Source organism: Agrobacterium sp. Azo12, assembly GCF_029193765.2.
Taxonomy (GTDB): domain Bacteria; phylum Pseudomonadota; class Alphaproteobacteria; order Rhizobiales; family Rhizobiaceae; genus Agrobacterium.
In genome coordinates, this window is record NZ_JARFYO020000001.1 from 651,549 (window position 1) to 672,563 (window position 21,015).

Genomic DNA, 21,015 nt, shown 5'->3' on the forward strand with positions numbered 1-21,015 from the left:
AACCAATTGAGCGTTTCACCGGCCGGTTTTGGCGGGAAACGTGTATGCCACGGGTGGTTTCACTTTGCGTGCCCCTGTGCAAAAAACACAATGACGTCACGCGTGTCCTGTAAGTGGAACGGGTGCTGCAAGGAGTATTTGGTATGGCAGATGTAACCGTAGAACTGGACGATCTGAAATTTGCGGGTGACGATAACGTGCTGCCGTTTCAGATTGAAGGACTGGATGTGCGCGGCCGTGCCGTGCAGGTTGGCCCTTTGCTGAACACCATTCTGCAGCGCCATGATTACCCGCCTGTTGTTGCGCGCCTGTTGGCCGAAGCAACGGTGCTGACCGCGCTGATTGGTACGTCGTTGAAATTTTCGGGCAAGTTGACCCTGCAGACCAAGGGCGACGGTCCGGTTGATCTGCTGGTTGCGGATTTCACCGCCCCTGAAAGCATGCGCGCCTATGCCCGCTTCGATCAGGAACGGCTGGATGCTGCCCTTGCCGAAGGAAAAACCAGCCCGGCGGAACTGCTGGGCACGGGTATTCTTGCCTTTACCATCGATCAGGGCATGGGCATGCAACCCTATCAGGGTATTGTGCCGATGGATGGATCGTCATTGGAAGAAATTGCTGGCACCTATTTCCGTCAGTCGGAACAATTGCCAACCCGCATCCGTCTGGGCGTTGCCGAGTTCTTCGATCGTGATGAAGACGGCAAGCCGCGGCACGGCTGGCGCGCTGGCGGCGTGCTGGCGCAGTTTCTGCCACAGGCGCCGGAACGTCTGCGCCAAAAGGATCTGCACGGTGGAGATGGCGATGAAGGCGATTTCGAAACCGATCATGATGACGCATGGACGGAAGCGGCAACACTTCTGGAAACTGTCGATACCGACGAATTGACCGATCCGCAGGTGCCTGTTGAGCGCTTGCTGTTCCGACTGTTCCATGAACGTGGTGTACGGATCTACGATCCACAGCCGGTATTTGACCGTTGCAATTGCTCGCGCGACAAGATCAAGGGCGTATTGTCCGGCTTTACCGCAGAGGAAATCCGCGACAGTGAAGAAAACGGCATGGTTTCGGTAACTTGCGAGTTCTGCTCGACGACCTACCGCTATGAAACCAGCGAGTTCGACGTTCTGGCAGCTGCCAAGAACTGACATGGCGGATGGTCGATAAGCACCACACTATCAAAGGCGGGCGTGACGAAAGTTGCGCCCGTTTTTATTTAGTTAAGGACGCGGGTCAGGCCGGGCGTATCCAGCGAAAAGGCTGGAATGGCGACATCGAAAACTTCGCCGTCATCGGTTTCCATCTGGTAGTGGCCAAACATCATGCCTGAAGGCGTATCGAGCGGGCAACCGGAGGAATACTCATAGGTTTCACCGGGTTGCAGGTGTGGAACTTCGCCAACCACCCCGGGACCGGAAACTTCGTCGACCTGACCGTTCTGGTCGGTAATGTGCCAATAACGGTGGGTCAGGCGCACGGCTGCATGGGAATTATTGGCAATGACAATCTTGTAGCCCCAGACGTAGCGGCTATCGTCCGGATCCGACTGTTCTTCAAGATAATAAGGGTCGACAGCAACTTCGATCCCGTTTGTCGTTGCACGATACATACGCGCTACCTTTAATGATCTGCTTTATTCTACACTATAACATCCGGTGTTCGTCAAGAATTGACATAAAACAGGCGTTACCGAACGCTGACAATGTCGGATAGTAGATTAAATGCTGAAATAGAAGGTAAATTTAGGGCGAAGTAAAAAGCCGTGCTTGACGGAGAGCACGGCTTCGTTTGGTATCAGGCCGAGACCTTGGACAGTGCCTGGGCGAAGTCATCAACCAGATCGTCAGTATCTTCAATACCGCAGGACAGACGCAACGTACCGCTGGCAATGCCCATTTCGGCACGGGCTTCATCCGTCAGGTTCTTGTGGGTGGTGGTGCCAGGGTGGGTGATCAGGCTCTTGGCGTCGCCGAGATTGTTGGAAATCTTCACGATATCAAGGGCGTTCTGCAGCGCGAAAGCTGCTTCTTTGCCACCCTTCAACTCAAAGGCCACCATGGTCGAACCGCCGGTCATCTGACGGGCAATGATATCTGCCTGCGGGTGGTCCTTGCGGCCCGGGTAGATAACCTTTGCAACCTGCTTCTGTTCAGCAAGGAAGTCGGCAATGCGGGTAGCATTGGCGGTCTGCTGCTTGACGCGCAGTGCCAGTGTTTCCAGTCCCTTCATCATCGTCCAGGCATTGAACGGCGACAAGGCAGGGCCGGTGTGACGGTAATATTCCTGGAACTCTTCTTCGATCCACTTCTTGTCGGAAAGCACGACACCGCCAAGGCAGCGTCCCTGACCATCAATGTGCTTGGTCGCCGAGTAGACGACGATATGTGCGCCCAATTCCAGCGGCTTCTGGAAAAGCGGTGTGGCGAAAACGTTGTCGACAACCACCTTTGCGCCAATCTGGTTGGCCAGCTTGGCAACACCGGCAATATCAACCACTTCCAGTGTCGGGTTGGTCGGGCTTTCCAGGAAGAAAAGACGGGTGTTGGGGCGGATGGCGCCTTCCCAGTTGGCAAGGTCACGACCGTCGATCAGCGTGCATTCGATGCCGTATTTTGGAGCCAGCGTCTCAACAACCCAGCGGCAGGAGCCGAACAGGGCGCGGGCGGCAACGATATGGTCGCCAGCCTTCAACTGGCACAGGATGGCGGAGGCAACAGCAGCCATGCCCGATGCGGTGGCGCGTGCTTCTTCGGCGCCTTCCAGCAGGCACATGCGTTTTTCGAACATGTCATTGGTAGGGCTGGCGTAACGGGCGTAAATAAAGCCTTCCGTCTCACCCTTGAAGCGAGCCTCGGCGGCTTCTGAATTTTCGTAGACAAAACCCTGTGTCAGGTAGAGTGCTTCTGATGTTTCGCCGAACTGCGAACGCAGGCTTCCGCCGTGAACGAGTTTCGTTGCCGGGCGCCAGTTATTGCTCATGTCGATCACCTTCAAACAAAAAAACCGGCCGCAAAAGCAGACCGGTTTCGAACACCCGGTCTTTTTAGCCACTTATTTAACGTGGCTGCAAGCCGACCGGCCAAATCACCACGGGATAAAATTGGCATACGCCCGTTAACGGCTTGCGTCAATGCCGGTGTTTTGGTTTTGTCGGTTGGAAAAGCAACAGGTGAGTATCATGAAAAGAACGACCGGTATTTTAACGGATGGAGCCATCCGCGGCCTGTTCGAAAGCGGCAATTTGAAAAGCGAGGCAGCACTGGATGCCGACCAGGTTCAGCCTGCCAGCCTTGATCTGCGGCTTGGTGCAATCGCGTATCGTGTGCGTGCCAGCTTCATGCCGGGTCCTGATTGCACAGTCATGTCCAAACTCGAGCGCCTGCGGTTGCACGCTATTGACCTCAGTGACGGTGCCGTTCTGGAAACCGGCTGTGTCTACATCGTGCCCTTGATGGAAACGGTTGATCTGCCCGCCGGAATGTCCGCGTCTGCCAATCCGAAAAGCTCGACTGGCCGCCTGGATATCTTTACCCGGGTCATCACAGATAGCGCGCAGGAGTTCGACAAAATCCCGGCTGGCTACAAGGGCCCGCTTTACCTCGAAATCAGCCCGCGCACGTTCCCGATTGTTGTGCGCCGTGGCTCGCGCCTGTCGCAAATCCGTTTCCGCATCGGCCATGCGCTGCTCAATGAAGCCGAACTTCTGTCACTGCACGCGGCTGAAACCCTGGTTGCCAGTGAAACCCCGAACGTATCCGGCGGCGGCATTGCGCTGTCAATCGATCTAGAAGGTTTTGGCGAGGACCGTCTGATCGGTTATCGCGGCAAACATCACACCTCGGTGGTAGATGTCGACATCAAGGCGCAGCATGATGTGTTTGATTTCTGGGAGCCTCTTTATAACCGTGGCCGCTCCGAACTGATCCTTGATCCCGACGAGTTTTACATTCTCGTGTCCAGAGAGGCCGTGCATGTGCCACCGCTTTACGCGGCGGAAATGACACCTTTCGATCCGCTGGTCGGTGAATTCCGTGTGCACTATGCCGGTTTCTTCGATCCCGGTTTTGGCCATGTCAGCGCTGGCGGCGCAGGCAGCCGTGCTGTTCTGGAAGTGCGCAGCCACGAAGTGCCCTTCATTCTGGAACATGGCCAGATTGTCGGGCGGTTGGTCTATGAACACATGTTGGAAAAACCGCAGGGCCTTTATGGTACCAGCGCAGGTTCCAACTATCAGGCGCAGGGCCTCAAGCTTTCCAAACATTTCCGGATGTGATGGGGCCGCAGCCCACCCAAGACTGACCGCGGCTTGACAGCCGCGGTGATCTGTTGAATCTCTTTATCCATTGCGGGTGTAGCTCAATGGTAGAGCAGCAGCTTCCCAAGCTGAATACGAGGGTTCGATTCCCTTCACCCGCTCCAGTAATTTCAGTAATTCACGATCATCTGTGGTTTGCCTTCAATTTTGAAGCTTGGTTTGGTGCCAAGCAAGGCTGCCGTTCGTGCAATGATTTCCTTGGTCATCGGTGCCGCAGTGGCCGCGGCAGTTCGTCCGCCATTGACGCCGGTTTTGGGCGCGTCAACGATGGTCAACACAACGTAACGCGGGTCATCCATTGGAAAGCCGGCGACGAATGCGTTGAAATTGATGTCCTTGGCGTAACGACCATTGATGACCTTGTCGGCGGTGCCAGTTTTGCCACCGACATTAAAACCTTCAACCTGGGCTGCGCGGCCTGAACCTTTCAGGCCGTTCCATGTGTAGAGATAACGCATATCCGCACTGGTTTTTTCCTTGATAACGGCGCGCGAGACGATGGCTGCGTCTTCAATGGTGCGGGGCAGGAAGGTTGGGCTGATCAGGTTTCCACCATTGATCAGCGCGGCTGCGGCGACGGCGGTCTGCAAAGGCGTCGTTGCAATGCCATGACCGAAGGAGATCGTCACCGAGTTGATCTTTTTCCATGTCCTTGGCTGGGTCGGCGTGGCCACACCAGGCATTTCGGTGTCCATCTTGGACAGAAGACCAAGCCGCGTCAGGAACTCCTGATGGCCTTCAATGCCAACGCGATCGGCGATATCCGCCGTGCCGATATTGGAGGAATACTGGAAGATTTCCGGGATCGAAAGCGGGCGGTATTTGCCCTTGAAGTCGCGGATCGTGAAGCCACCCATGCGGATCGGACGGGAGGCATCAATAACGGTATTCAGATTTATCTTTTCGGCGTCGAGGCCCATGGCCAGCGTGAAACTCTTGAAGGTGGAGCCCATCTCGAATGTGGCGTTGCTCATTCGGTTGAACCACCCCTTTTCATATTCCTTGTCGACACTGCCATCGGCAAGTGTGCGGGAGGGCTGATTGGGGTCGTAATCCGGTACCGATGCCATGGCGATCACTTCGCCCGTATCGACATCGAGAATAACTGCGCCTGCCGCCTCGGCCTGATAATCGACCATGGCTTTTGCGGCGATTTCCCGCACCATATTCTGCACGCGCAGGTCAATGGAAAGCCGGACGGGTTCAAGACGGGTGTCGGAGGTCAAGCCGACGGATCTGAGATCGGCATAACCTTGCTGGTCGATGTAGCGTTCCATTCCCGCCAGACCGAGATTGTCGATGTTGACGTGGCCGACAATATGCGAGGCAACCGGGCCGCCGGGGTAAAAACGCCGTTTCTCCGGACGAAAACCAATGCCGGGGATGCCGAGCGCCAGAATATCTGATTGTTGTTTCGGTGTAAGTTGACGCCGTAACCACTGAAACGCGCTTCCCGATTGCAGCCTTCTGTGGGTGTCCTTCCAGTCGAGATTGGGAAGAACCGTTGCCAGCTTTTCCACGACCTCGTTAGCGTCGATGATTTTTCGGGGTTCGGCATAGAGGGAAACTGTGTTGATGTCTGTTGCAAGCAACTCGCCATTGCGATCGAGAATGTCAGGGCGTGAGGCCATCGCGTGGGTGTTGAATGAAATGGCACCGGTAACGGAGTGGTCGGCCATGCCATATTGGACGAGGCGTGCGCCGATCGTCACATACATGACGGCAAAAGCGGCAATCAAAAGAGTAAGCCTTTGCCGGGCCTGTCGTGTTCGACGCGCTCCGCTGCCCGAGATGGTTCCCCCCGGCGCCTTGCCTTTCACTTCCACGCGGAAGTGAGCGCGGCTTCTAAGCCGGACAATAAAACCAATCATTCGGCCGAAACCCACATTCGTTCAATACGGTGACACCTGGATGGTTCATCACCCGCTGAATGGAAGTGTGTCTGTAAAATGGCTGAAAGCCAACGAAAGTGGCGTTTGTTTTAAAGACGCCATTAAATTTATATTAATATACATCTAAAGTTGCCGAGAGGCGGTTAACGTTTGATTGTCCTTCGGCCGGAAGCATTAAACGTGAAACCGCCACTGGGTGTTAAATCGTCAGGCGATGCCCTTGCCGCCCGTCACACCATAAACCTCACCATTGATGAAGCTTGCTTCCTGTGACGCGAGAAGGACATAAACGGGGGCAAGTTCCACCGGTTGACCGGGGCGACCAAAATCGCTGTTCTCACCAAAATGCCGAACCTTCTCGTCAGGCTGGCCACCGCTCGGTTGCAGCACCGTCCAGAAGGGGCCGGGCGCCACCACATTGGCACGCACACCCTTTTCAATCAGCTGTTTTGACAGCGCCTTGGTGTAGGCCACGATACCGGCTTTCGTCGTGGCATAATCAAGCAGGATGGGGGAGGGCTCATAGGCCTGAACAGAGGCGGTGGTAATGACTGAGGAACCCGGCTGCAGATGTGGGACAGCCGCTTGGGCAATCCAATGCAACGCATAAAGATTGGTCTTCATGGTCTGATCGAAATCGTCAGTGGAGAGCTCGCTCAGGTTCTCTCGGTATTGCTGTCTAGCAGCATTGATGACGAGGATATCCAAACCGCCGAGGTCGCTGACCGCTTTTTCAACCATCTCGCGGCACCAAGTTTCATTTTTGATGTCTCCCGGCAAGGCAACTCCGATGCGTCCCTCAGCCTCAATCAGTTCGATCACTGTCTCAGCGTCTGGCTCTTCATCTTCGAGATAAGAAATGGCGACATCAGCACCTTCGCGGGCAAATGCGATTGCGACGGCGCGACCGATACCGGAATCGCCGCCGGTAATTAGAGCCTTGCGTCCTGCGAGTTTGCCCGAGCCTTTGTAACTTTCTTCGCCGTGGTCAGGAGAGGGAACCATATTCTGCACTAGGCCCGGCATAGGTTGTGGCTGCGCATCGAAGGGCGGCGCGGGATATTGTTTGCGTGGATCCTGAATGGTGAGGCGGTCATTCATGTGTGCTCTCCCTGATACGGTTGCTTAAACGGCAAATGGAGCGCCACCGGTGGGGAGCGCTCCATCTAGCTGCATGGATTTTAGCGGAGGGTCTGATATCGGCGCTGTTCCGCTGCGATTTCGTCGTGGCTATAAGGGTCACGCGTGTCGTCAAAACGGCTCCAGCCGTCTTGTTCATAAGTGCGTCGACGTTCAACCGGATCAACCAGGTTTGAGCGTTTGAGAATTGCCGAGGCTTCATCAACCTTTGCCTCGTCTACCTTCGCAACAACGATGCTACCGCCGCGACGTACACCTTCGGCATAAACATGGGCATGTTCCTCAGGCACACCGGCGCTGACCAGCGAACCGATAATACCGCCAGCTGCGCCACCTGCTACAGCGCCAGCAACAGCGCCTGCCGCCGTCGCAGCAAGCCAACCTGCAGCCACCACCGGTCCGACGCCGGGAATAGCCATCACACCAAGGCCGGTCAGCAAACCAACGCCGCCACCGGCGACCGCGCCGACGCCTGCGCCGGTTCCGGCACCTTCAGCGGCTTTGGTTTCAGATGTCTCGTCTTTGGTTGTGCCGTCATGCGCAACGATGCTGATGTCTTTCGATGGAATACCTGCTGCCTCCAGCGCAGTCACTGCGTTGCGCGCGTCATCACGAGTGTCAAAAAGTCCGGTTACTGTACGCATTGATGTTTCCTCCAAATTTTTTTGAATTTTACTGAGTGACAATATTGCCCTGATAGTCGAGGCCAACATCGGCTTCAGCACCGTCCTTGGTGGCCTTGGCGCGCCAGATACCCTGTGAATCAAGCGTCAAACCCGTCACCGCAGTATAACCCGCAGCCTCGATGCGCTCTTTGGCTTGCGCTTCTGTGAAGCTGTTTTCACCAGCAACAGGTGCTGTCGGGTTGGTGCTATCCGGTGTGGTAACCGCAGGGGTTTCTCCCGACTGCGTAGGGGCCGGCTGCTGCGCAAAGGCTACCGTAGACAATAGAGTAACCGCTCCGGCGATAACCAGATTTTTCATTTTTCGATCCTTTCGAGCTGTAGTGTGGATTAAACCTTTGAGATGGCAGATAGTTCCGTCGAATGCTCTTTTGTCATCTAACGGACAAAGAATATGGTGTTAGACACAGCTTAGAAAATCCCGCAGCAGAACTTCGTCCTTGCGCATATGGGCGGTGCGTTTGGCCGCTGATCGAGTCAGCTTTAGAAGTTTGGTACGCGTCGTCTCATCGCTTGCTAGAGCCAGCACCGCTGGGTGGATGTAACTTTTCCTGCAGATTGCAGGGGTGTTGCACAGTTCTAGCGATGCTGCATGGCACATGGCCTTGAGGGTCAGTGGTTGGCTGGTAGCGAGACACCGCAACGCGTAGCTGAACGCTGCCAGCGTCCCTCCCCAGGTTCGGAAAGTTTTGGCAGAAATGCTCTGGCCGGCAATACCTGCCAAATATCCGTTTAACTGGCTGGAATCGACGGGATGAATTTTATTGTCGGCATCCTGCCATACAAAAAGCTGCTTGCCGGGCAGATCAGCAATCTCTTCGAGTATTTTCTGCAGGCGTGGCTGTTTCAGCGTCCGTTGCACCTTGGTGCCACCCTTTGCCTTAAATTTGAGGTCGATGGTGTTTCCAAATTTCACATGACGTTTCAGCAGCGTTGTCGCGCCGTATGTGCCATTGTCGCGCAGGTAAGATTTGTTGCCGACCCGCAGAAATGTGGCGTCAAGCAACAGCACTATGGCTGCCAATGTCACGGTTTCTGGGCTTTTACTGCGCTCGATATCGGAAATTGACCGCCGCCGGATCGCTGGCAGGCACTGTGAAAATTCCAGGAGCTGGTCGTACTTCCGTTCACCCCGCAAAGTCTGCCAATCCGGGTGATAACGATATTGCTTGCGGCCTCTCGCATCCAGTCCGGTCGCCTGCAAGTGACCGTTCTCTTTCATGCAAATCCAGACATCCTTGTAGGCTGGCGGAATGCCAAGGCTCTTGATGCGCTGGATGATGGTGGTGTCCCTGACCGGTTCTCGATCAGGAAATCTGTAATGAAAACCTCTACCCGACCGAAGCCTAGTAATGCCCGGCTCTTTGTCTTGGACATATATCAAACCACTTTTCTTCAACTCACGCGTTACAAGCGTATCCATCTGGGCACCGGTAAGGAGTTAATTTGTTTGGCTTGGCTTGATATTATCGACCCGCACTATGCCATCGATAATACCACGTTCGATTCCGACTATTGCCGGACCATCATCTACCACGCTGTAAAGCTTTTCGTTGCGGTACATGCTGGCGTTGACAGTTGTGACATCTTCTGCCGGCGCAGCATCGATTTCCAGAAAATCCAGCTCTCTGTCCGCAGCGACAATTCGCGCATCGCCAGCAGACACTGCGCAAACGACAAGTTCATCATGTGTTGTCGCATCAAGCCAGTTAGGATCATCGTTGGCAGCGGTTGGGATAAGCCGGTAAATACGAAGATTTTGGCCATCAATAACAGTCGATACCGGGGCGTCGACTTGCGAGGTCAGGTCACTTTTGACGGGTTTTTCCAACTTGGGGTCATCCATTGAGTTTACCTCCGTACATATTGGTCACAACGATGTACCGTTCTTCCCGGTTCCGTGCCCTTAAGCGCTACCCGCTCAGCCGTGTGTTTCACCCTCTACCGCAAAAGCGATGGAACGATAATCAATGCAACTTGTTCAAGGCCATAGGACCCAGATCGATGGGTTGAGTTTTTGAAGGAGTTTCACATGGCAAATAAACCCAAACCTGCGGTTTTTAGCGCCCGCGAAGCCCGACAAGGGTGGCGAGGAAGTCCCGTTCTTGTGGTGTTGATTGTCAGCCTTATTCTGGTTGCAGCAGTCTGGCTTGCTGCAGAAATCTGGGGCAGCGTCAACGAACCAAGCATACCAAACCCGCCAAGCGCCTCTGCGCCTGCTGACAATAACAATCCAGGTGCCAGTAGCGGCGCCGGTTTCAGTGACAATCCACCCGAAGGCAGCAGACCAGCAACGGAAGGTACCGACCGTCAGCCCGTCCCATGACGGGCTGCCATGGAACTGAATACGTGCGGTAGGCAAACCTCAATCGAGTTTGAACAGCGCGGCATCCGGGTCGCTGGTGCCGTTAATGTATGCCGCCACAAGTTCTGCAGCAATCTGGCTGAATGTGATACCATTTCCGCCAAACCCCATCACGCTATAGACATTCTGCATAGCCGGTACGGAGCCGATCAACGGCAAACCGGTTGTGGTTGAGCCGAATGCAGCAGCCCATTGATAGTCTATCGGCCCGATATCAAGGCCTAGCAGCTTGTTGACCTTGCGCCGGATGGTTTGGGCTTTCTTGTGCAACTTTGCCTCGGACTGATAGGCATTGGAGTTGTTTTCGTCTTCACCGCCAACAATCAGACGTCCTGCTTCATCCGTCCTGAGATATAGATAGGGGTCAGAGGCCTCCCACAAAATATGTTTGTGCAACCAATCCGGGAGGGACAAACCGGCTTTACTGGAAATTGCCCATGTCGAGATGATCTCGTGTTTTTTGTTGGCAACGTTTTCCAGAAATTCGTAGCCGGTGCAGAACACGACATGCTGTGTGCTGATAAGCTTTCCTTCTGCGGTTGCCATGACCACGTCATCACCGAGACTTTTGAGGTCTGTAATTTCAACCCCACTGACGATTTCCGCCCCCTGTTTAGCGGCGTAGCGCAACAAGCCCGCCGTTAACTGGCCGGGATTTGCCGATGCCGATATGTCGCTCAAGATGGCACCACTGCGATCAAGCCCAAAGTGGCTTTGGAGATCGGCCTTGTCGATGAACGTCGCTTCAATGCCAGCCTTCAGGCGCGCACCCACTTCCGTTTGCAGGCCGCGCGCACCCAATTCATCGCCTGCTATATAAAGCGCTGGCTTGCGTTGCATCGCGCAAGAAATCTCCAGCGATCGGACGATATCTTCAAGTTTCAACACGGCCTTGGCGGAGCGTTGCCAGGCGCGATTGGCATTGTCCTCGCCAATCATGCCTTGCAGTTTGTGAAGAGGCACATCAATTTCATGCTGAATCATTGCGGTGCTGGCGATGCTGCTGCCACGAACCGGCTTACGCTTATCGACAATCAGAACCGATTTTCCAGGCTTCGCCAGCGCCTGGGCCACCAAGGCGCCGCTGATGCCCGCACCAATGATGACAATGTCATAATGGCTTTTACCAATAAAGCTTTTGCTGCGCACGGAAATGCGCGGACTGTCGATCCACAGTGGTCGTGAATCCCTCAGATCCCGCTCTTTTGTAAGTTTGGCTTTTTTCATGACATTCTTTCGGCGGGGAAATCATGGTTGGGTGTAACCCATGACAGTGAGATTGAACTCGCTGGAGGCGGGGTCTTTTTTAAAAAACAGGATGCCTGTTTCATGGGATTCAGAAGCGACATAATCGAATGTGACATCAGAGCTTTCAGGACTGTCAGGGGAGACAAGGTCGCCACGCACATGCACTTCTGCAGCCGTTGAAAGCGAGGTGTTGTGAATGTCGAATGTGACGCGATAATTGTCGTGTTCCGCCTGTACCGATAGTACCGAAATCTCGAACTGCGCGGCCTGATCCTCGTAGCGGTAGATGTCCCAGCCGAGCCAGACAAAGAGGGTAACAACCAGAAACGTACAAACGCCGCCCACCAGCCACTCAAGCCAATGGGGATCTGCGGTTTCCGTGTGTTTGCTTCCAACGGATTTTGTCATGATTGCTCACAGAATAAGACGGGCGGCCGCAGCACCGATCGAGGCGGGAAAGCCAAGAATGACGGCCGCGGTCAGTATTTGAGAGAGTGAAGTGTGGTCCAGTCGCTCGAAGGTCCACAGCGCATAGATGCTGACAGCAAGCGCAATGACATAGCCGGGCATGGTGAAACGAATGAAAGAGTGCCACCACTGGCTTCCATCAGGCAAGCCGTGCGATCCCTTGAAATGCAGGGCATAGACGAAACCATGCATCAGCGCGATTGAGATTAGCACGATACAGGCGGTGTGAAATGGTGTGATCTTGTAGGCAATTAGGATCATCTCGTCCGTCGGTGCCACGTTCAGATTAAGGAACAGGGCGCCGACCATCATCATGAAAAGCTCATGCAGATAACCGGTCTCGCCTTCGCCGTTATTCTGTTCTTTTTCTTCTGAATGCGCACCCAGCTGGCTGCGTCCCAACAATGCGCCGATACTGGCGGGGACCGATTGCAATGCCACTTTAGCAACAATGGTACTTGTGGTCAGCTGGTCGTTGAGGACGCCCAGGAGCAGCAAGATTCCGGCACTGACTGCGATGCCCAGCCCATAAGCGGTGAGCGCATCACGGATAGCCTGATGCCATGAAGACGTTTTTTCAAAGCCAATGCGGCGAGCAAGCATAATCAGCAAAGGCAGGTTGAGAAGGCAAAGCAGCAGCAATCGCGTGCGATTGACGTAAAGGCCCAGGAACCACATTTCCATGGTCATCAGCATCGGCAGGGCAAATAGCAGGGCACCTGCCAAACCGCGGGCCAGACCTGTCAGGAAATGTTCTGTTTCGTTACCCCCGGACTGACCGGATGCTGCCGCTGCCATGTATCGCCTCCAGCATTCTGCAAGCGATAACGTGCGGTACAGAACCTTGTTCCCGCCTCAGGCGGATGTATCGATCAGCGCGATGCCAAATTCCGGACGGTAAGTGCGTTTAAGCTCGGCGGGGGTTTCCTTGACGATCACTTCCAGCGTCGGGCGGACGTACCCCTTCACGAAATGGCCCCCGCGCGTGTGCCCATCGGAGAACCCTAAAACTGCATGCAGGTGCGGATTGGGTTTGCCCCTTTCATCCAGAGTGATGTCGCCGATCAGGCTCAGTACCTCACTTTGATCATCGATTGGAATGTCATCGTAGGTTTGTGAAGCAAGGTCGAAAAACGCTAATGTGGCTTTTTCAAATGCGCCAATCGCCGTCACCGACGCGGCGTTGATGTCGTGTTGAATGGCAAAATCCTTGATAATGCCAAATGCTTCTTCGCCGGGTTCGATCACGAGCATAAAAATGCGATCGCTGTCGTTGGACAGCAGCTTGCTCTGCATCGGTTCTTCTCCCTTATTATGTCGGGCTGCCATCTTCATGGCTCAAAAAAAAGACCGCCAGCATAACTGGCGGCCCGTTATGATTGCTGCCTCAAGCGGCGCGGCGCGGGTGGCGCCCTTCTTCGATTTCTTCAACGATCTTGTCGACAAATGCCTCAAGATCATCAGGTGAGCGTGACGTAATGATGCCCTGATCAACAACCACCTTTTCATCCATCCAGATGCCGCCAGCATTCTGAACATCCGTCTTGATGGAGACATAGGACGTGACCTTTCGTCCGCTGATGGCGTCGGCTTCAATAAGCAGCCATGGAGCATGGCAGATCGCCGCGACCACCTTGCCGGATTCAGTGAATTCACGAACCACACGCATGGCATTTGCATCTGCGCGCAGCTTGTCCGGGTTTATCTGGCCACCCGGAAGCACCAGAGCATCGAAGTCACGGATAAAGACGTCCTCAGCTGAAAGATCGACATCGACAGTGTCTCCCCAATCTGCCTTATCCCAGCTCTTGATCTTTCCTGACTTGATGGAGGCGATTTTTACATTCGCGCCACGACGCTGCAATTCCTCGTAAGGGACGCGCAATTCCGAACGTTCGTAGCCATCAGTCGCCAAAATTACGATGTTAGCGTTAGTAATTTCAGTCATGTTTTCGTCCTTTCGGTTGTATCGGTGTTTCCGTCAGCGTTGATTGACGGCAGAAAAAATTCGACATCTTCGCGAGTTGCCTGATCCAGACTTTCAATATGCTCCTGCCAGAATTCAGCAGCTTTGCTTGGCTCTTCCTCGTACTGGCGAATGAATGTCTTGTTGTCGTCGATCATCACTTGTCGAGTGCCGCCAAGCTTCAGGTACTGTTCGGCAAGAGTGCGTGTCTCAGTCTTTTCCATATGCGTGTCCTCACGTAACAGGATGGAAAATGTCTTCGGCGAAGCGCGCCGGACGGGTAAGAAGCTCGTCTGCCTTTTCGTTGGCCATCAGGAGAAAACGAAAAAATCCTGATGTTCTTCAGCGCCGTCACGTTCGTTTGACACGGCGCGCTTCTGTTAAGTGAACGTGACAGACAGGGCATTGTTCCCCCGAAAATAGGGTTGTGGTCGCAGCCAGTGATCACGGCGGAAATATCAACTTCATCAGCTTGAAAAATTGGATGCCTGTTGTCTTGCGTTCACCAAGTATTGTTCACGTCGTGACTTGGTGGCCCAACCATCCGGGAACAAAAAAGCCTCAGCCTTCGTTTGTTTTGCAACGAAGAGAGGGAAATTCCCATGTTTAGAGTGGAAAAATTCGCTTCTGTGTTTGCTTTGAGCCTTGGCCTGCTGGGCGTTGTTACGATGCCTGCCCATGCTTTCAGTATCATCGCTCCTGCAGAGCAAAATCAGGCGGCTGACGGCAATACAGCGAAACGCCATTATCCTTTGGCAGCCTTTGCAGGAGAAGGCGCTTCGAATTCTGGCCAGGATAACTTCCTGCTATCAGCGGAGGAAGTGCAGCATGTGCAATGGTGCGCCAAACGCTACATGTCTTATCATCCTGTGGATAACACCTATCAGGACAAATCAGGCAAGCGTCTGGAATGTCAGTCACCCCATTGATTGGCGCCAAATCAGGCCTTAAGCGCATAACGGCATGACTGTGTCTTTGCCTCATTGATTTCGTCATCAAGCGCGCTCAGGCGCATCATGTGCGACGTGATGTGGAGAGCGATAGCATTTCTGTCATCGATGGAAAAGCGCCTCCACCGTTCCAGCCCGGTTATCACCTCGATCAGGTCTTCGCGTTCTTTTTCAAGTTTTGCAATGTTGCAGATCATGGTTGCCGCCCTTTCTGTCTGGGGCGCTAACGTGCTGCATAAGCAAAAGTTCAAATAAGTAAAATTTAAGGTAAATTTTATCTTTATGGGAAGAGGAAGGCGTCGTGCATGGTCTGCACGGCGCCTTTCAATTACGCGGCGGCTTTTTGTGCTGCATAAGGGTCAAACCGCCCATAAAAGGTTTCTCCCTTGGCGGCCATGTCCAGCAACAACGGTGTTGGTGTGAAGCGTGGGCCGTAAGTCTGTCTAAGCTTGTCAGCCAGTTCCACGAAGGTCTTCACACCCATGCCGTCAATGTAGGACAGCGCGCCACCCGTATACGGCGCAAAACCAAAGCCGAGAATAGAGCCGACATCAGCCTCGCGTGGATCGGTCACAATGCCTTCTTCCACCGTTCGTGCAGCTTCCAGTGCAATGGTCACCAGGAAGCGAGACTTTAGAACGTCCATGTCCACATCGTCTGGCTTCTTTTGCGGGTAGAGGTTTTTAAGGCCCGGCCACAGAGACTTCTTTGCAGGCTTCGGTGGGTAGTCATAAAAGCCCTTGGCGTTCTTGCGGCCAAAACGCTCTTCGTCTTCCACCAGCTTTTTCACCAGTGCCATCTGGCGTGGATCGACAGCTTTGTCCCCGAGATCTGCAACCGTTGCCTTGAGAATCTTATAGGAAAGATCAATGGCAACTTCGTCGTTCAACGCCAATGGGCCAACCGGCATGCCCGCAAATTTCGCAGCATTTTCGATCATTGCCGCCGGAACACCCTCGATCAGCATCTCATAGCTTTCGGCCATGTAACGCAATACGCAACGATTGACGAAGAAACCACGCGTGTCGTTGACGACGATCGGGGTCTTCTTGATTTTCGCAACGTAATCCAGTGCCACAGCCAGAGCCTTGTCACCGGTTTCCTTACCCAGAATGACTTCGGTCAGCATCATCTTCTCAACCGGTGAGAAGAAGTGAATGCCGATAAAATCGGTTGGGCGTTTGGAGTTCTTCGCCAGTCCGCTGATTGGCAAGGTTGAGGTATTGGAGGCAAAAATTGCGCCTTCCGACAGCACGGCTTCCACCTGCTCTATGACCGCTTTCTTGACATCGCGATCTTCGAATACCGCTTCGATAACAAGGTTTGCGGTTTTGAGCGTCGCGTAGTCGGCGCTTGGCGTGATGCGGGCGAGAATGGCAGCGCCTTCATCCTGCGTCATGCGGCCCTTGCCGACGCTGTCCTTGACCAGACCTTCGCAGGTCGCTTTGCCCTTGGCTGCGGCTTCGTCGCCCCGGTCGATCAGGGTGACATCAAGGCCGGCAACGGCGGTGACATAAGCAATGGATGCGCCCATGAAACCGGCGCCAACTACGCCGACATGTTTCAGATCACTCTTCGGCTGGCCGACCGGGCGGCGTGCGCCTTTGCCCAGTTCCTGCATCGAGATGAACAGCGAGCGGATCATCGAAAAGGCTTCCTTCGAGCGAAGGATTTCGGTGAAATAACGCTGCTCAACCTTCAGTGCGGTATCAAACGGCAATTGCAGGCCTTCGTAAACGCATTTGAGAATGGCAAGGGCTGCCGGGTAGTTGCCAGCACTTTCACGGCGCAGAATAGCCGGTGCCGCAGGCCATAGCTGGGCTGCCGCTGGTGTCCAGATGCCGCCGCCGGGCGCCTTGAAGCCCTTTTCGTCCCACGGGGCGACCGGTTTCAGACCGTCCTTGATCATTTGTTTGGCGGCAGAAATCAGTTGATCCGGCTCGACGACCTGATGAACGAGGTTCATGGCCTTGGCGCGCTGGGCAGTCAACGACTGCCCTGTTGTCATCATCTGCAATGCCGATTGTGCATCGGTCAGGCGTGGAACGCGCTGTGTACCGCCTGCACCGGGGAAAATGCCAACCTTGACCTCAGGTAGTGCCAGCTTGACACTTTTGGCGTTGGAAGCAACCCGGCCATGGCAGGCGAGGGAAAGCTCCAGTGCGCCGCCCATGCACGTGCCATTGATAGCAGATACCCATGGTTTGCCGTTGGTTTCCACTTTCCTATACAGCCAGTTCATCTTGCCGACGAGATCGAACAGCTTTTGTGCGGCCTCATCGGGGTTCTTCTGTTTTTCCTCATGGTAAAACGAGAACATCGATTTGATCATCGAAAGGTCGGCGCCGCCGGAAAAGGTGCTTTTGCCCGACGTGAAGACCACGCCCTTGACGGCAGCATCGGCCACGGTTGCATCGACGATGGCGTCGAGTTCCTGCAGTACCTCTGCGGTAAAGACATTCATGGATTTTTCAGGCATGTCCCATGTTACGAGAGCAATGCCGTCAGCGTCAGTTTCGACGGTAAAATTTGTATAGCTCATCGGTTTCCTCCCGAAATCAAACGCGCTCAATGACCGTTGCCGTACCCATGCCGGCACCGATGCAGAGCGTGACCAGTGCTGTGTTGAGATCACGGCGTTCCAGTTCGTCCAGAACCGTGCCGAGGATCATGGCGCCCGTGGCACCGAGCGGATGACCCATGGCAATGGCGCCGCCATTGACGTTCATCTTATCGTGGCTGATGTCGAAGGCCTGCATGTAGCGCAGAACCACGGCAGCAAAGGCTTCGTTGAGTTCGAAGAGGTCGATGTCGGCAATCGACATGCCCGTCTTCTTCAGAAGCTTTTCCGTCACGTCCACGGGACCGGTCAGCATCAGTGCCGGATCGGACCCAATATTGGCAAAATGTCTGATACGCGCCCGGGGCTTCAGACCCATGCTTTCGCCACCGGCCTTCGAACCGACCAGAATAGCGGCCGCGCCGTCAACGATACCAGAGGAATTACCTGCGTGGTGAACGTAGTTGATACGCTCGACCTCCGGATGCGCCATGATGCCAACAGCTTCAAACCCACCCATTTCGCCCGGCATCTGGAACGATGCGTTGAGCGAGGCAAGTGCCTGCATGTCGGTACCCGGACGCATATGTTCGTCACGGTCAAGAATGGTGATGCCATTCTGGTCTTTGACCGGAACAACCGAATTCTTGAAGTAGCCGTTCTCCCAGGCATGGGCAGCACGCTTCTGGCTTTCCACGGCATAAGCATCCACGTCATCGCGGGAAAAGCCGTATTTCGTGGCAATCAGGTCAGCGGAAACACCCTGCGGCATGAAGAATGCAGGGAAATTGACTGATGGATCCATGTACCAGGCTCCGCCAGACATGCCCATGCCAACGCGCGACATGCTTTCTACGCCGCCTGCAATAACGATATCGTCAGAGCCAGCGGCAACCTTGCCGGCGGCAAAATTGACGGCGTCCAGACCCGAGGCGCAAAAGCGCGAGATCTGCATGCCCGGTGCTTTGGTCGAATAACCCGCCTCGAAAGCGGCGGCCTTCGGGATCACCGCACCGGCATCCATGACAGGATCGACGCAACCCATGATGATGTCGTCAACGGTTGACGTATCCAGTCCGTTACGATCGCGGATTGCTTCCAATGTCTTGGCAGCAAGACGAACGGATGGCACTTCATGCAAACTGCCGTCCTTCTTGCCGCGTCCGCGCGGCGTGCGGACATGATCGTAAATATAAACCTCGGTCATTCTCTATCTCCCTGTGACGCATGGAGCGTCTTCGAAATCTTGGAGGGGCAAAGAGGGGCGTTTGCCCCTCAGAATGCCTCGGCAGCCAGTTCCATCATCGTGTCGGCACCCGTCTCGATGCGGGTCTTGCGCAGAACGGTTTCGGGCATAATACGCTCCATGAAGAACTTTGCCGTCACGAGTTTCGTCTTGAGATAGTCCACGTCCGATGCACTGCCGGATGACAAAGCGCTCTGCGCTGCCTTGGCCATGCGGGCATGCATATAACCCAGTACTACAAGGCCGAAGAGGTGCATGTAGTCGGTCGAACCGGCGCCGGCATTGTCAGGTTTTGCCATGGCGTTCTGCATGAACCACATGGTTGCCGCCTGCAGATCGTTCAAGCCCTTTTTCAGACCCTTGGTGTAGGTAACCAGCGCCTCATCCGCGCGGTTGTCCTCGCAGAAATCGCCAATTTCCTTAAAAAGCGCCATGACAGCACGTCCGCCATTCAAGCCCAGCTTGCGGCCGACCAGATCCAGCGCCTGAATGCCATTGGCACCTTCATAGATCATGGTGATACGCGCATCACGCACATACTGGCTCATGCCGTGTTCTTCGATGTAGCCGTGACCGCCAAACACCTGCTGTGCCATCACCGCATGGTCAAAGCCCTTGTCGGTCAGCACGCCCTTGAGGATTGGCGTTACCAGTCCAAGCAGATCGTCTGCCGCCTGGCGTTCTTTTTCGTCCGTAGAGCGATGGGCGATATCCGACTGCAGTGCCGTCCACAAAAGAAATGCGCGACCAGCCTCGTTAAAGGCCTTGATCGTCATCAGAGTGCGGCGAACATCTGGATGCACGATAATCGGATCAGCTTTTTTTTCAGGAGCCTTGGCACCAGACAATGAGCGGCCCTGAATTCGTTCGCGGGCATATTCGACGGCGTTCTGATAGGCAATTTCGCCGACCGAAAGACCCTGAAGGCCAACGCCGAGGCGGGCTTCGTTCATCATCACGAACATTGCCGAGAGGCCCTTGTTCTCTGCGCCAAGCAGATAACCGGTCGCATCGTCATAGTTCATGACGCAGGTCGAGTTGCCATGAATGCCCATCTTGTGCTCGATGGCTCCGCAGACCACACCGTTGCGGGCACCCTGTGTTCCGTCGTCATTCACCAGGAATTTCGGCACGATGAACAGGGAAATACCCTTGGTGCCTTCAGGCGCGCCTTCGATGCGGGCGATCACCAGATGCACGATGTTGTCGGTCATGGAGTGTTCACCAGCCGAGATGAAAATCTTCTGGCCGGAAATCTTGTAAGTGCCATCGCCCTGCGGAACCGCCTTGGTGCGCAGCAGACCGAGGTCAGTGCCGCAATGGGGCTCGGTCAAGTTCATGGTGCCGGACCACGTGCCTTCCACCATTTTGGGCAGGTAGGTCTGCTTCTGCTCGTCGGTGCCATGCACGAGGATTGCGGCAATCGCACCCTGCGTCAGACCGGGATACATCATCAGCGACAAGTTGGCAGACGACATATATTCACCGATGGCGGCATGCATGGTGTAAGGCAGGCCTTGCCCGCCAAATTCCTGGGGAACGGCAAGACCGATCCACCCGCCGGCGCAATAGGCATCGTAAGCCTGTTTGAAACCGTCCGGTACGGAAACGGATCCATCGTCTGCGCGTTTGCAGCCTTGGTTGTCGCCGGGCAGGTTAAGCGGGAAAAGCTGTTCTTCCGCCAGTTTGGCCGCTTCACCGGCAATCGCCTCGATCATATCGGGAGTGGCGTCTTCAAAACCGGGAAGATTATTGTAGCGCTCCAAACCGAGCACATCGTTGAGAATGAAAAGCGTATCTTTAACAGGGGCCTTGTAAACAGGCATTACCGATGTTCCTCCGCATCGTTCAAGCACGTATGAGAGCATAGTTGCAAATTTTGACGTTTGCGTAAACGTCAAAATGCTCAGGTGGGTAAATTTATCGGGAGCAAGGAGCGGTTATTGGCGTTGGAAAAGCGAGAATCCATAATTTTTTAAGGGAATTAAAGGAAAAGTTAAAAAATACCGACGTCGGTTAACCACTTCTTTACCACGTTTCGTAAATTGTTCGAAACGTGGTGTCTGTTCGCGTTGTCTGCTCGTTTACCTCAAACGTGCATCGCAACGAGTCGGGATTGGGGTGGCCCATTCTCGATGACAATGCAGATCGACGCTATGGCGGACCAATGCCAACCATCGCG

Annotated in this window: 22 protein-coding genes, 1 tRNA gene and 1 riboswitch; of the genes, 5 read left to right on the top strand and 18 right to left on the bottom strand. The window is 54.5% G+C overall.

Translation table 11 applies throughout. The features are described 5' to 3' along the window. Positions 1-143: 143 nt before the first annotated feature. Positions 144-1,148, top strand: a complete 1,005-nt coding sequence (locus PYL13_RS02910; RefSeq protein WP_275640446.1) for an Hsp33 family molecular chaperone — start codon at positions 144-146, stop codon at positions 1,146-1,148. A gap of 68 nt (positions 1,149-1,216) precedes the next feature. On the opposite strand, the gene apaG is transcribed toward PYL13_RS02910, so the two are convergent. Together apaG and PYL13_RS02920 are read right to left on the bottom strand one after the other, a co-directional pair. Continuing rightward, positions 1,217-1,609, bottom strand: a complete 393-nt coding sequence (gene apaG, locus PYL13_RS02915; protein WP_192486787.1) for a Co2+/Mg2+ efflux protein ApaG — start codon at positions 1,607-1,609, stop codon at positions 1,217-1,219. A 185-nt stretch (positions 1,610-1,794) separates the two neighbouring features. Beyond that, a complete protein-coding gene (locus PYL13_RS02920) occupies positions 1,795-2,979 on the bottom strand; it encodes an O-succinylhomoserine sulfhydrylase (RefSeq protein WP_192486788.1) in 1,185 nt (394 codons plus the stop codon). Between the two features lie 43 nt (positions 2,980-3,022). Next, positions 3,023-3,101, bottom strand: a riboswitch (SAM riboswitch). Positions 3,102-3,178: 77 nt separating this feature from the next. On the opposite strand from PYL13_RS02920, the gene PYL13_RS02925 reads away from it, so the two are divergent. Together PYL13_RS02925 and PYL13_RS02930 are read left to right on the top strand one after the other, a co-directional pair. Further along, positions 3,179-4,273 carry a 2'-deoxycytidine 5'-triphosphate deaminase gene (locus tag PYL13_RS02925; protein ID WP_250983408.1) on the top strand — a complete coding sequence of 365 codons (1,095 nt, stop codon included), beginning with the start codon at positions 3,179-3,181 and terminating at the stop codon, positions 4,271-4,273. A 72-nt stretch (positions 4,274-4,345) separates the two neighbouring features. Then, positions 4,346-4,419, top strand: a tRNA-Gly gene (locus tag PYL13_RS02930). 6 nt (positions 4,420-4,425) lie between these two features. On the opposite strand, the gene PYL13_RS02935 is transcribed toward PYL13_RS02930, so the two are convergent. The 6 genes from PYL13_RS02935 to PYL13_RS02960 form a co-directional block, all read right to left on the bottom strand. Then, positions 4,426-6,186: a peptidoglycan D,D-transpeptidase FtsI family protein gene (locus PYL13_RS02935; RefSeq protein WP_275640447.1), complete on the bottom strand. Its 1,761-nt coding sequence runs from the start codon at positions 6,184-6,186 to the stop codon at positions 4,426-4,428. A gap of 228 nt (positions 6,187-6,414) precedes the next feature. Continuing rightward, on the bottom strand, positions 6,415-7,308 hold the full coding sequence (locus tag PYL13_RS02940; RefSeq protein WP_250983410.1) for an SDR family oxidoreductase: 894 nt from the start codon (positions 7,306-7,308) through the stop codon (positions 6,415-6,417). Between the two features lie 80 nt (positions 7,309-7,388). Then, the gene (locus tag PYL13_RS02945) at positions 7,389-7,991 is read right to left on the bottom strand and encodes a general stress protein (RefSeq protein WP_259147771.1); all 603 of its coding nucleotides are present in this window, start codon (positions 7,989-7,991) and stop codon (positions 7,389-7,391) included. A gap of 28 nt (positions 7,992-8,019) precedes the next feature. Then, positions 8,020-8,331 carry a PepSY domain-containing protein gene (locus tag PYL13_RS02950; RefSeq protein ID WP_192486793.1) on the bottom strand — a complete coding sequence of 104 codons (312 nt, stop codon included), beginning with the start codon at positions 8,329-8,331 and terminating at the stop codon, positions 8,020-8,022. Between the two features lie 99 nt (positions 8,332-8,430). Then, entirely contained in the window at positions 8,431-9,453 is a 1,023-nt protein-coding gene (locus tag PYL13_RS02955) for a DNA topoisomerase IB (RefSeq protein WP_275640448.1), read from the bottom strand. An 18-nt stretch (positions 9,454-9,471) separates the two neighbouring features. Continuing rightward, a complete protein-coding gene (locus PYL13_RS02960) occupies positions 9,472-9,876 on the bottom strand; it encodes a hypothetical protein (RefSeq protein ID WP_275640449.1) in 405 nt (134 codons plus the stop codon). 186 nt (positions 9,877-10,062) lie between these two features. On the opposite strand from PYL13_RS02960, the gene PYL13_RS02965 reads away from it, so the two are divergent. Beyond that, entirely contained in the window at positions 10,063-10,356 is a 294-nt protein-coding gene (locus PYL13_RS02965; protein ID WP_275640450.1) for a hypothetical protein, read from the top strand. Between the two features lie 39 nt (positions 10,357-10,395). Here the strand turns inward: PYL13_RS02965 and PYL13_RS02970 are convergent, their stop codons facing one another. From PYL13_RS02970 to PYL13_RS02995, 6 genes are all read right to left on the bottom strand, one after another. After that, positions 10,396-11,622 carry an NAD(P)/FAD-dependent oxidoreductase gene (locus tag PYL13_RS02970; protein WP_275640451.1) on the bottom strand — a complete coding sequence of 409 codons (1,227 nt, stop codon included), beginning with the start codon at positions 11,620-11,622 and terminating at the stop codon, positions 10,396-10,398. A gap of 21 nt (positions 11,623-11,643) precedes the next feature. Continuing rightward, a complete protein-coding gene (locus PYL13_RS02975) occupies positions 11,644-12,051 on the bottom strand; it encodes a TIGR02588 family protein (protein ID WP_275640452.1) in 408 nt (135 codons plus the stop codon). Between the two features lie 6 nt (positions 12,052-12,057). Beyond that, a complete protein-coding gene (locus PYL13_RS02980) occupies positions 12,058-12,909 on the bottom strand; it encodes a TIGR02587 family membrane protein (protein WP_275640453.1) in 852 nt (283 codons plus the stop codon). A gap of 57 nt (positions 12,910-12,966) precedes the next feature. Beyond that, on the bottom strand, positions 12,967-13,407 hold the full coding sequence (locus tag PYL13_RS02985) for a PPC domain-containing DNA-binding protein (protein ID WP_275640454.1): 441 nt from the start codon (positions 13,405-13,407) through the stop codon (positions 12,967-12,969). A gap of 91 nt (positions 13,408-13,498) precedes the next feature. After that, positions 13,499-14,059 carry a DJ-1/PfpI/YhbO family deglycase/protease gene (locus tag PYL13_RS02990; protein ID WP_275640455.1) on the bottom strand — a complete coding sequence of 187 codons (561 nt, stop codon included), beginning with the start codon at positions 14,057-14,059 and terminating at the stop codon, positions 13,499-13,501. After that, the gene (locus PYL13_RS02995; RefSeq protein ID WP_275640456.1) at positions 14,056-14,301 is read right to left on the bottom strand and encodes a hypothetical protein; all 246 of its coding nucleotides are present in this window, start codon (positions 14,299-14,301) and stop codon (positions 14,056-14,058) included. The genes PYL13_RS02990 and PYL13_RS02995 overlap by 4 nt, the downstream gene beginning before the upstream one ends. A gap of 387 nt (positions 14,302-14,688) precedes the next feature. Here PYL13_RS02995 and PYL13_RS03000 point away from each other — a divergent pair, with 387 nt between their 5' ends. Then, complete coding sequence (locus PYL13_RS03000; RefSeq protein WP_275640457.1) at positions 14,689-15,006, top strand: BA14K family protein; 318 nt, start codon at positions 14,689-14,691, stop codon at positions 15,004-15,006. Between the two features lie 11 nt (positions 15,007-15,017). On the opposite strand, the gene PYL13_RS03005 is transcribed toward PYL13_RS03000, so the two are convergent. The 4 genes from PYL13_RS03005 to PYL13_RS03020 all read right to left on the bottom strand — a co-directional run bounded on the left by PYL13_RS03005 (position 15,018) and on the right by PYL13_RS03020 (position 20,659). Next, positions 15,018-15,224 carry a hypothetical protein gene (locus tag PYL13_RS03005; RefSeq protein ID WP_275640458.1) on the bottom strand — a complete coding sequence of 69 codons (207 nt, stop codon included), beginning with the start codon at positions 15,222-15,224 and terminating at the stop codon, positions 15,018-15,020. 131 nt (positions 15,225-15,355) lie between these two features. Continuing rightward, on the bottom strand, positions 15,356-17,569 hold the full coding sequence (locus PYL13_RS03010; RefSeq protein WP_275640459.1) for an FAD-dependent oxidoreductase: 2,214 nt from the start codon (positions 17,567-17,569) through the stop codon (positions 15,356-15,358). 16 nt (positions 17,570-17,585) lie between these two features. After that, positions 17,586-18,794 (bottom strand): acetyl-CoA C-acetyltransferase, encoded by a 1,209-nt coding sequence (locus tag PYL13_RS03015; RefSeq protein WP_259147759.1) that lies wholly within the window; start codon positions 18,792-18,794, stop codon positions 17,586-17,588. Between the two features lie 68 nt (positions 18,795-18,862). Next, on the bottom strand, positions 18,863-20,659 hold the full coding sequence (locus tag PYL13_RS03020; protein WP_275640460.1) for an acyl-CoA dehydrogenase C-terminal domain-containing protein: 1,797 nt from the start codon (positions 20,657-20,659) through the stop codon (positions 18,863-18,865). Positions 20,660-21,015 lie beyond the last annotated feature (356 nt).

Excerpts from the sequence above, each read along its gene's own strand:
- PYL13_RS03015 (WP_259147759.1), bottom strand. The coding sequence starts at position 18,794 with ATGACCGAGGTTTATATTTACGATCATGTCCGCACGCCGCGCGGACGC.
- PYL13_RS02975 (WP_275640452.1), bottom strand. The coding sequence starts at position 12,051 with ATGACAAAATCCGTTGGAAGCAAACACACGGAAACCGCAGATCCCCAT.
- PYL13_RS02960 (WP_275640449.1), bottom strand. The coding sequence starts at position 9,876 with ATGGATGACCCCAAGTTGGAAAAACCCGTCAAAAGTGACCTGACCTCG.
- PYL13_RS02950 (WP_192486793.1), bottom strand. The coding sequence starts at position 8,331 with ATGAAAAATCTGGTTATCGCCGGAGCGGTTACTCTATTGTCTACGGTA.
- PYL13_RS02925 (WP_250983408.1), top strand. The coding sequence starts at position 3,179 with ATGAAAAGAACGACCGGTATTTTAACGGATGGAGCCATCCGCGGCCTG.
- PYL13_RS02985 (WP_275640454.1), bottom strand. The coding sequence starts at position 13,407 with ATGCAGAGCAAGCTGCTGTCCAACGACAGCGATCGCATTTTTATGCTC.
- PYL13_RS02935 (WP_275640447.1), bottom strand. The coding sequence starts at position 6,186 with ATGATTGGTTTTATTGTCCGGCTTAGAAGCCGCGCTCACTTCCGCGTG.
- PYL13_RS02970 (WP_275640451.1), bottom strand. The coding sequence starts at position 11,622 with ATGAAAAAAGCCAAACTTACAAAAGAGCGGGATCTGAGGGATTCACGA.
- PYL13_RS02955 (WP_275640448.1), bottom strand. The coding sequence starts at position 9,453 with ATGGATACGCTTGTAACGCGTGAGTTGAAGAAAAGTGGTTTGATATAT.
- PYL13_RS02945 (WP_259147771.1), bottom strand. The coding sequence starts at position 7,991 with ATGCGTACAGTAACCGGACTTTTTGACACTCGTGATGACGCGCGCAAC.
- PYL13_RS02995 (WP_275640456.1), bottom strand. The coding sequence starts at position 14,301 with ATGGAAAAGACTGAGACACGCACTCTTGCCGAACAGTACCTGAAGCTT.
- PYL13_RS02910 (WP_275640446.1), top strand. The coding sequence starts at position 144 with ATGGCAGATGTAACCGTAGAACTGGACGATCTGAAATTTGCGGGTGAC.
- PYL13_RS02920 (WP_192486788.1), bottom strand. The coding sequence starts at position 2,979 with ATGAGCAATAACTGGCGCCCGGCAACGAAACTCGTTCACGGCGGAAGC.
- PYL13_RS03010 (WP_275640459.1), bottom strand. The coding sequence starts at position 17,569 with ATGAGCTATACAAATTTTACCGTCGAAACTGACGCTGACGGCATTGCT.
- PYL13_RS02940 (WP_250983410.1), bottom strand. The coding sequence starts at position 7,308 with ATGAATGACCGCCTCACCATTCAGGATCCACGCAAACAATATCCCGCG.
- PYL13_RS03020 (WP_275640460.1), bottom strand. The coding sequence starts at position 20,659 with ATGCCTGTTTACAAGGCCCCTGTTAAAGATACGCTTTTCATTCTCAAC.
- PYL13_RS02980 (WP_275640453.1), bottom strand. The coding sequence starts at position 12,909 with ATGGCAGCGGCAGCATCCGGTCAGTCCGGGGGTAACGAAACAGAACAT.
- PYL13_RS02965 (WP_275640450.1), top strand. The coding sequence starts at position 10,063 with ATGGCAAATAAACCCAAACCTGCGGTTTTTAGCGCCCGCGAAGCCCGA.
- PYL13_RS03005 (WP_275640458.1), bottom strand. The coding sequence starts at position 15,224 with ATGATCTGCAACATTGCAAAACTTGAAAAAGAACGCGAAGACCTGATC.
- PYL13_RS02990 (WP_275640455.1), bottom strand. The coding sequence starts at position 14,059 with ATGACTGAAATTACTAACGCTAACATCGTAATTTTGGCGACTGATGGC.
- apaG (WP_192486787.1), bottom strand. The coding sequence starts at position 1,609 with ATGTATCGTGCAACGACAAACGGGATCGAAGTTGCTGTCGACCCTTAT.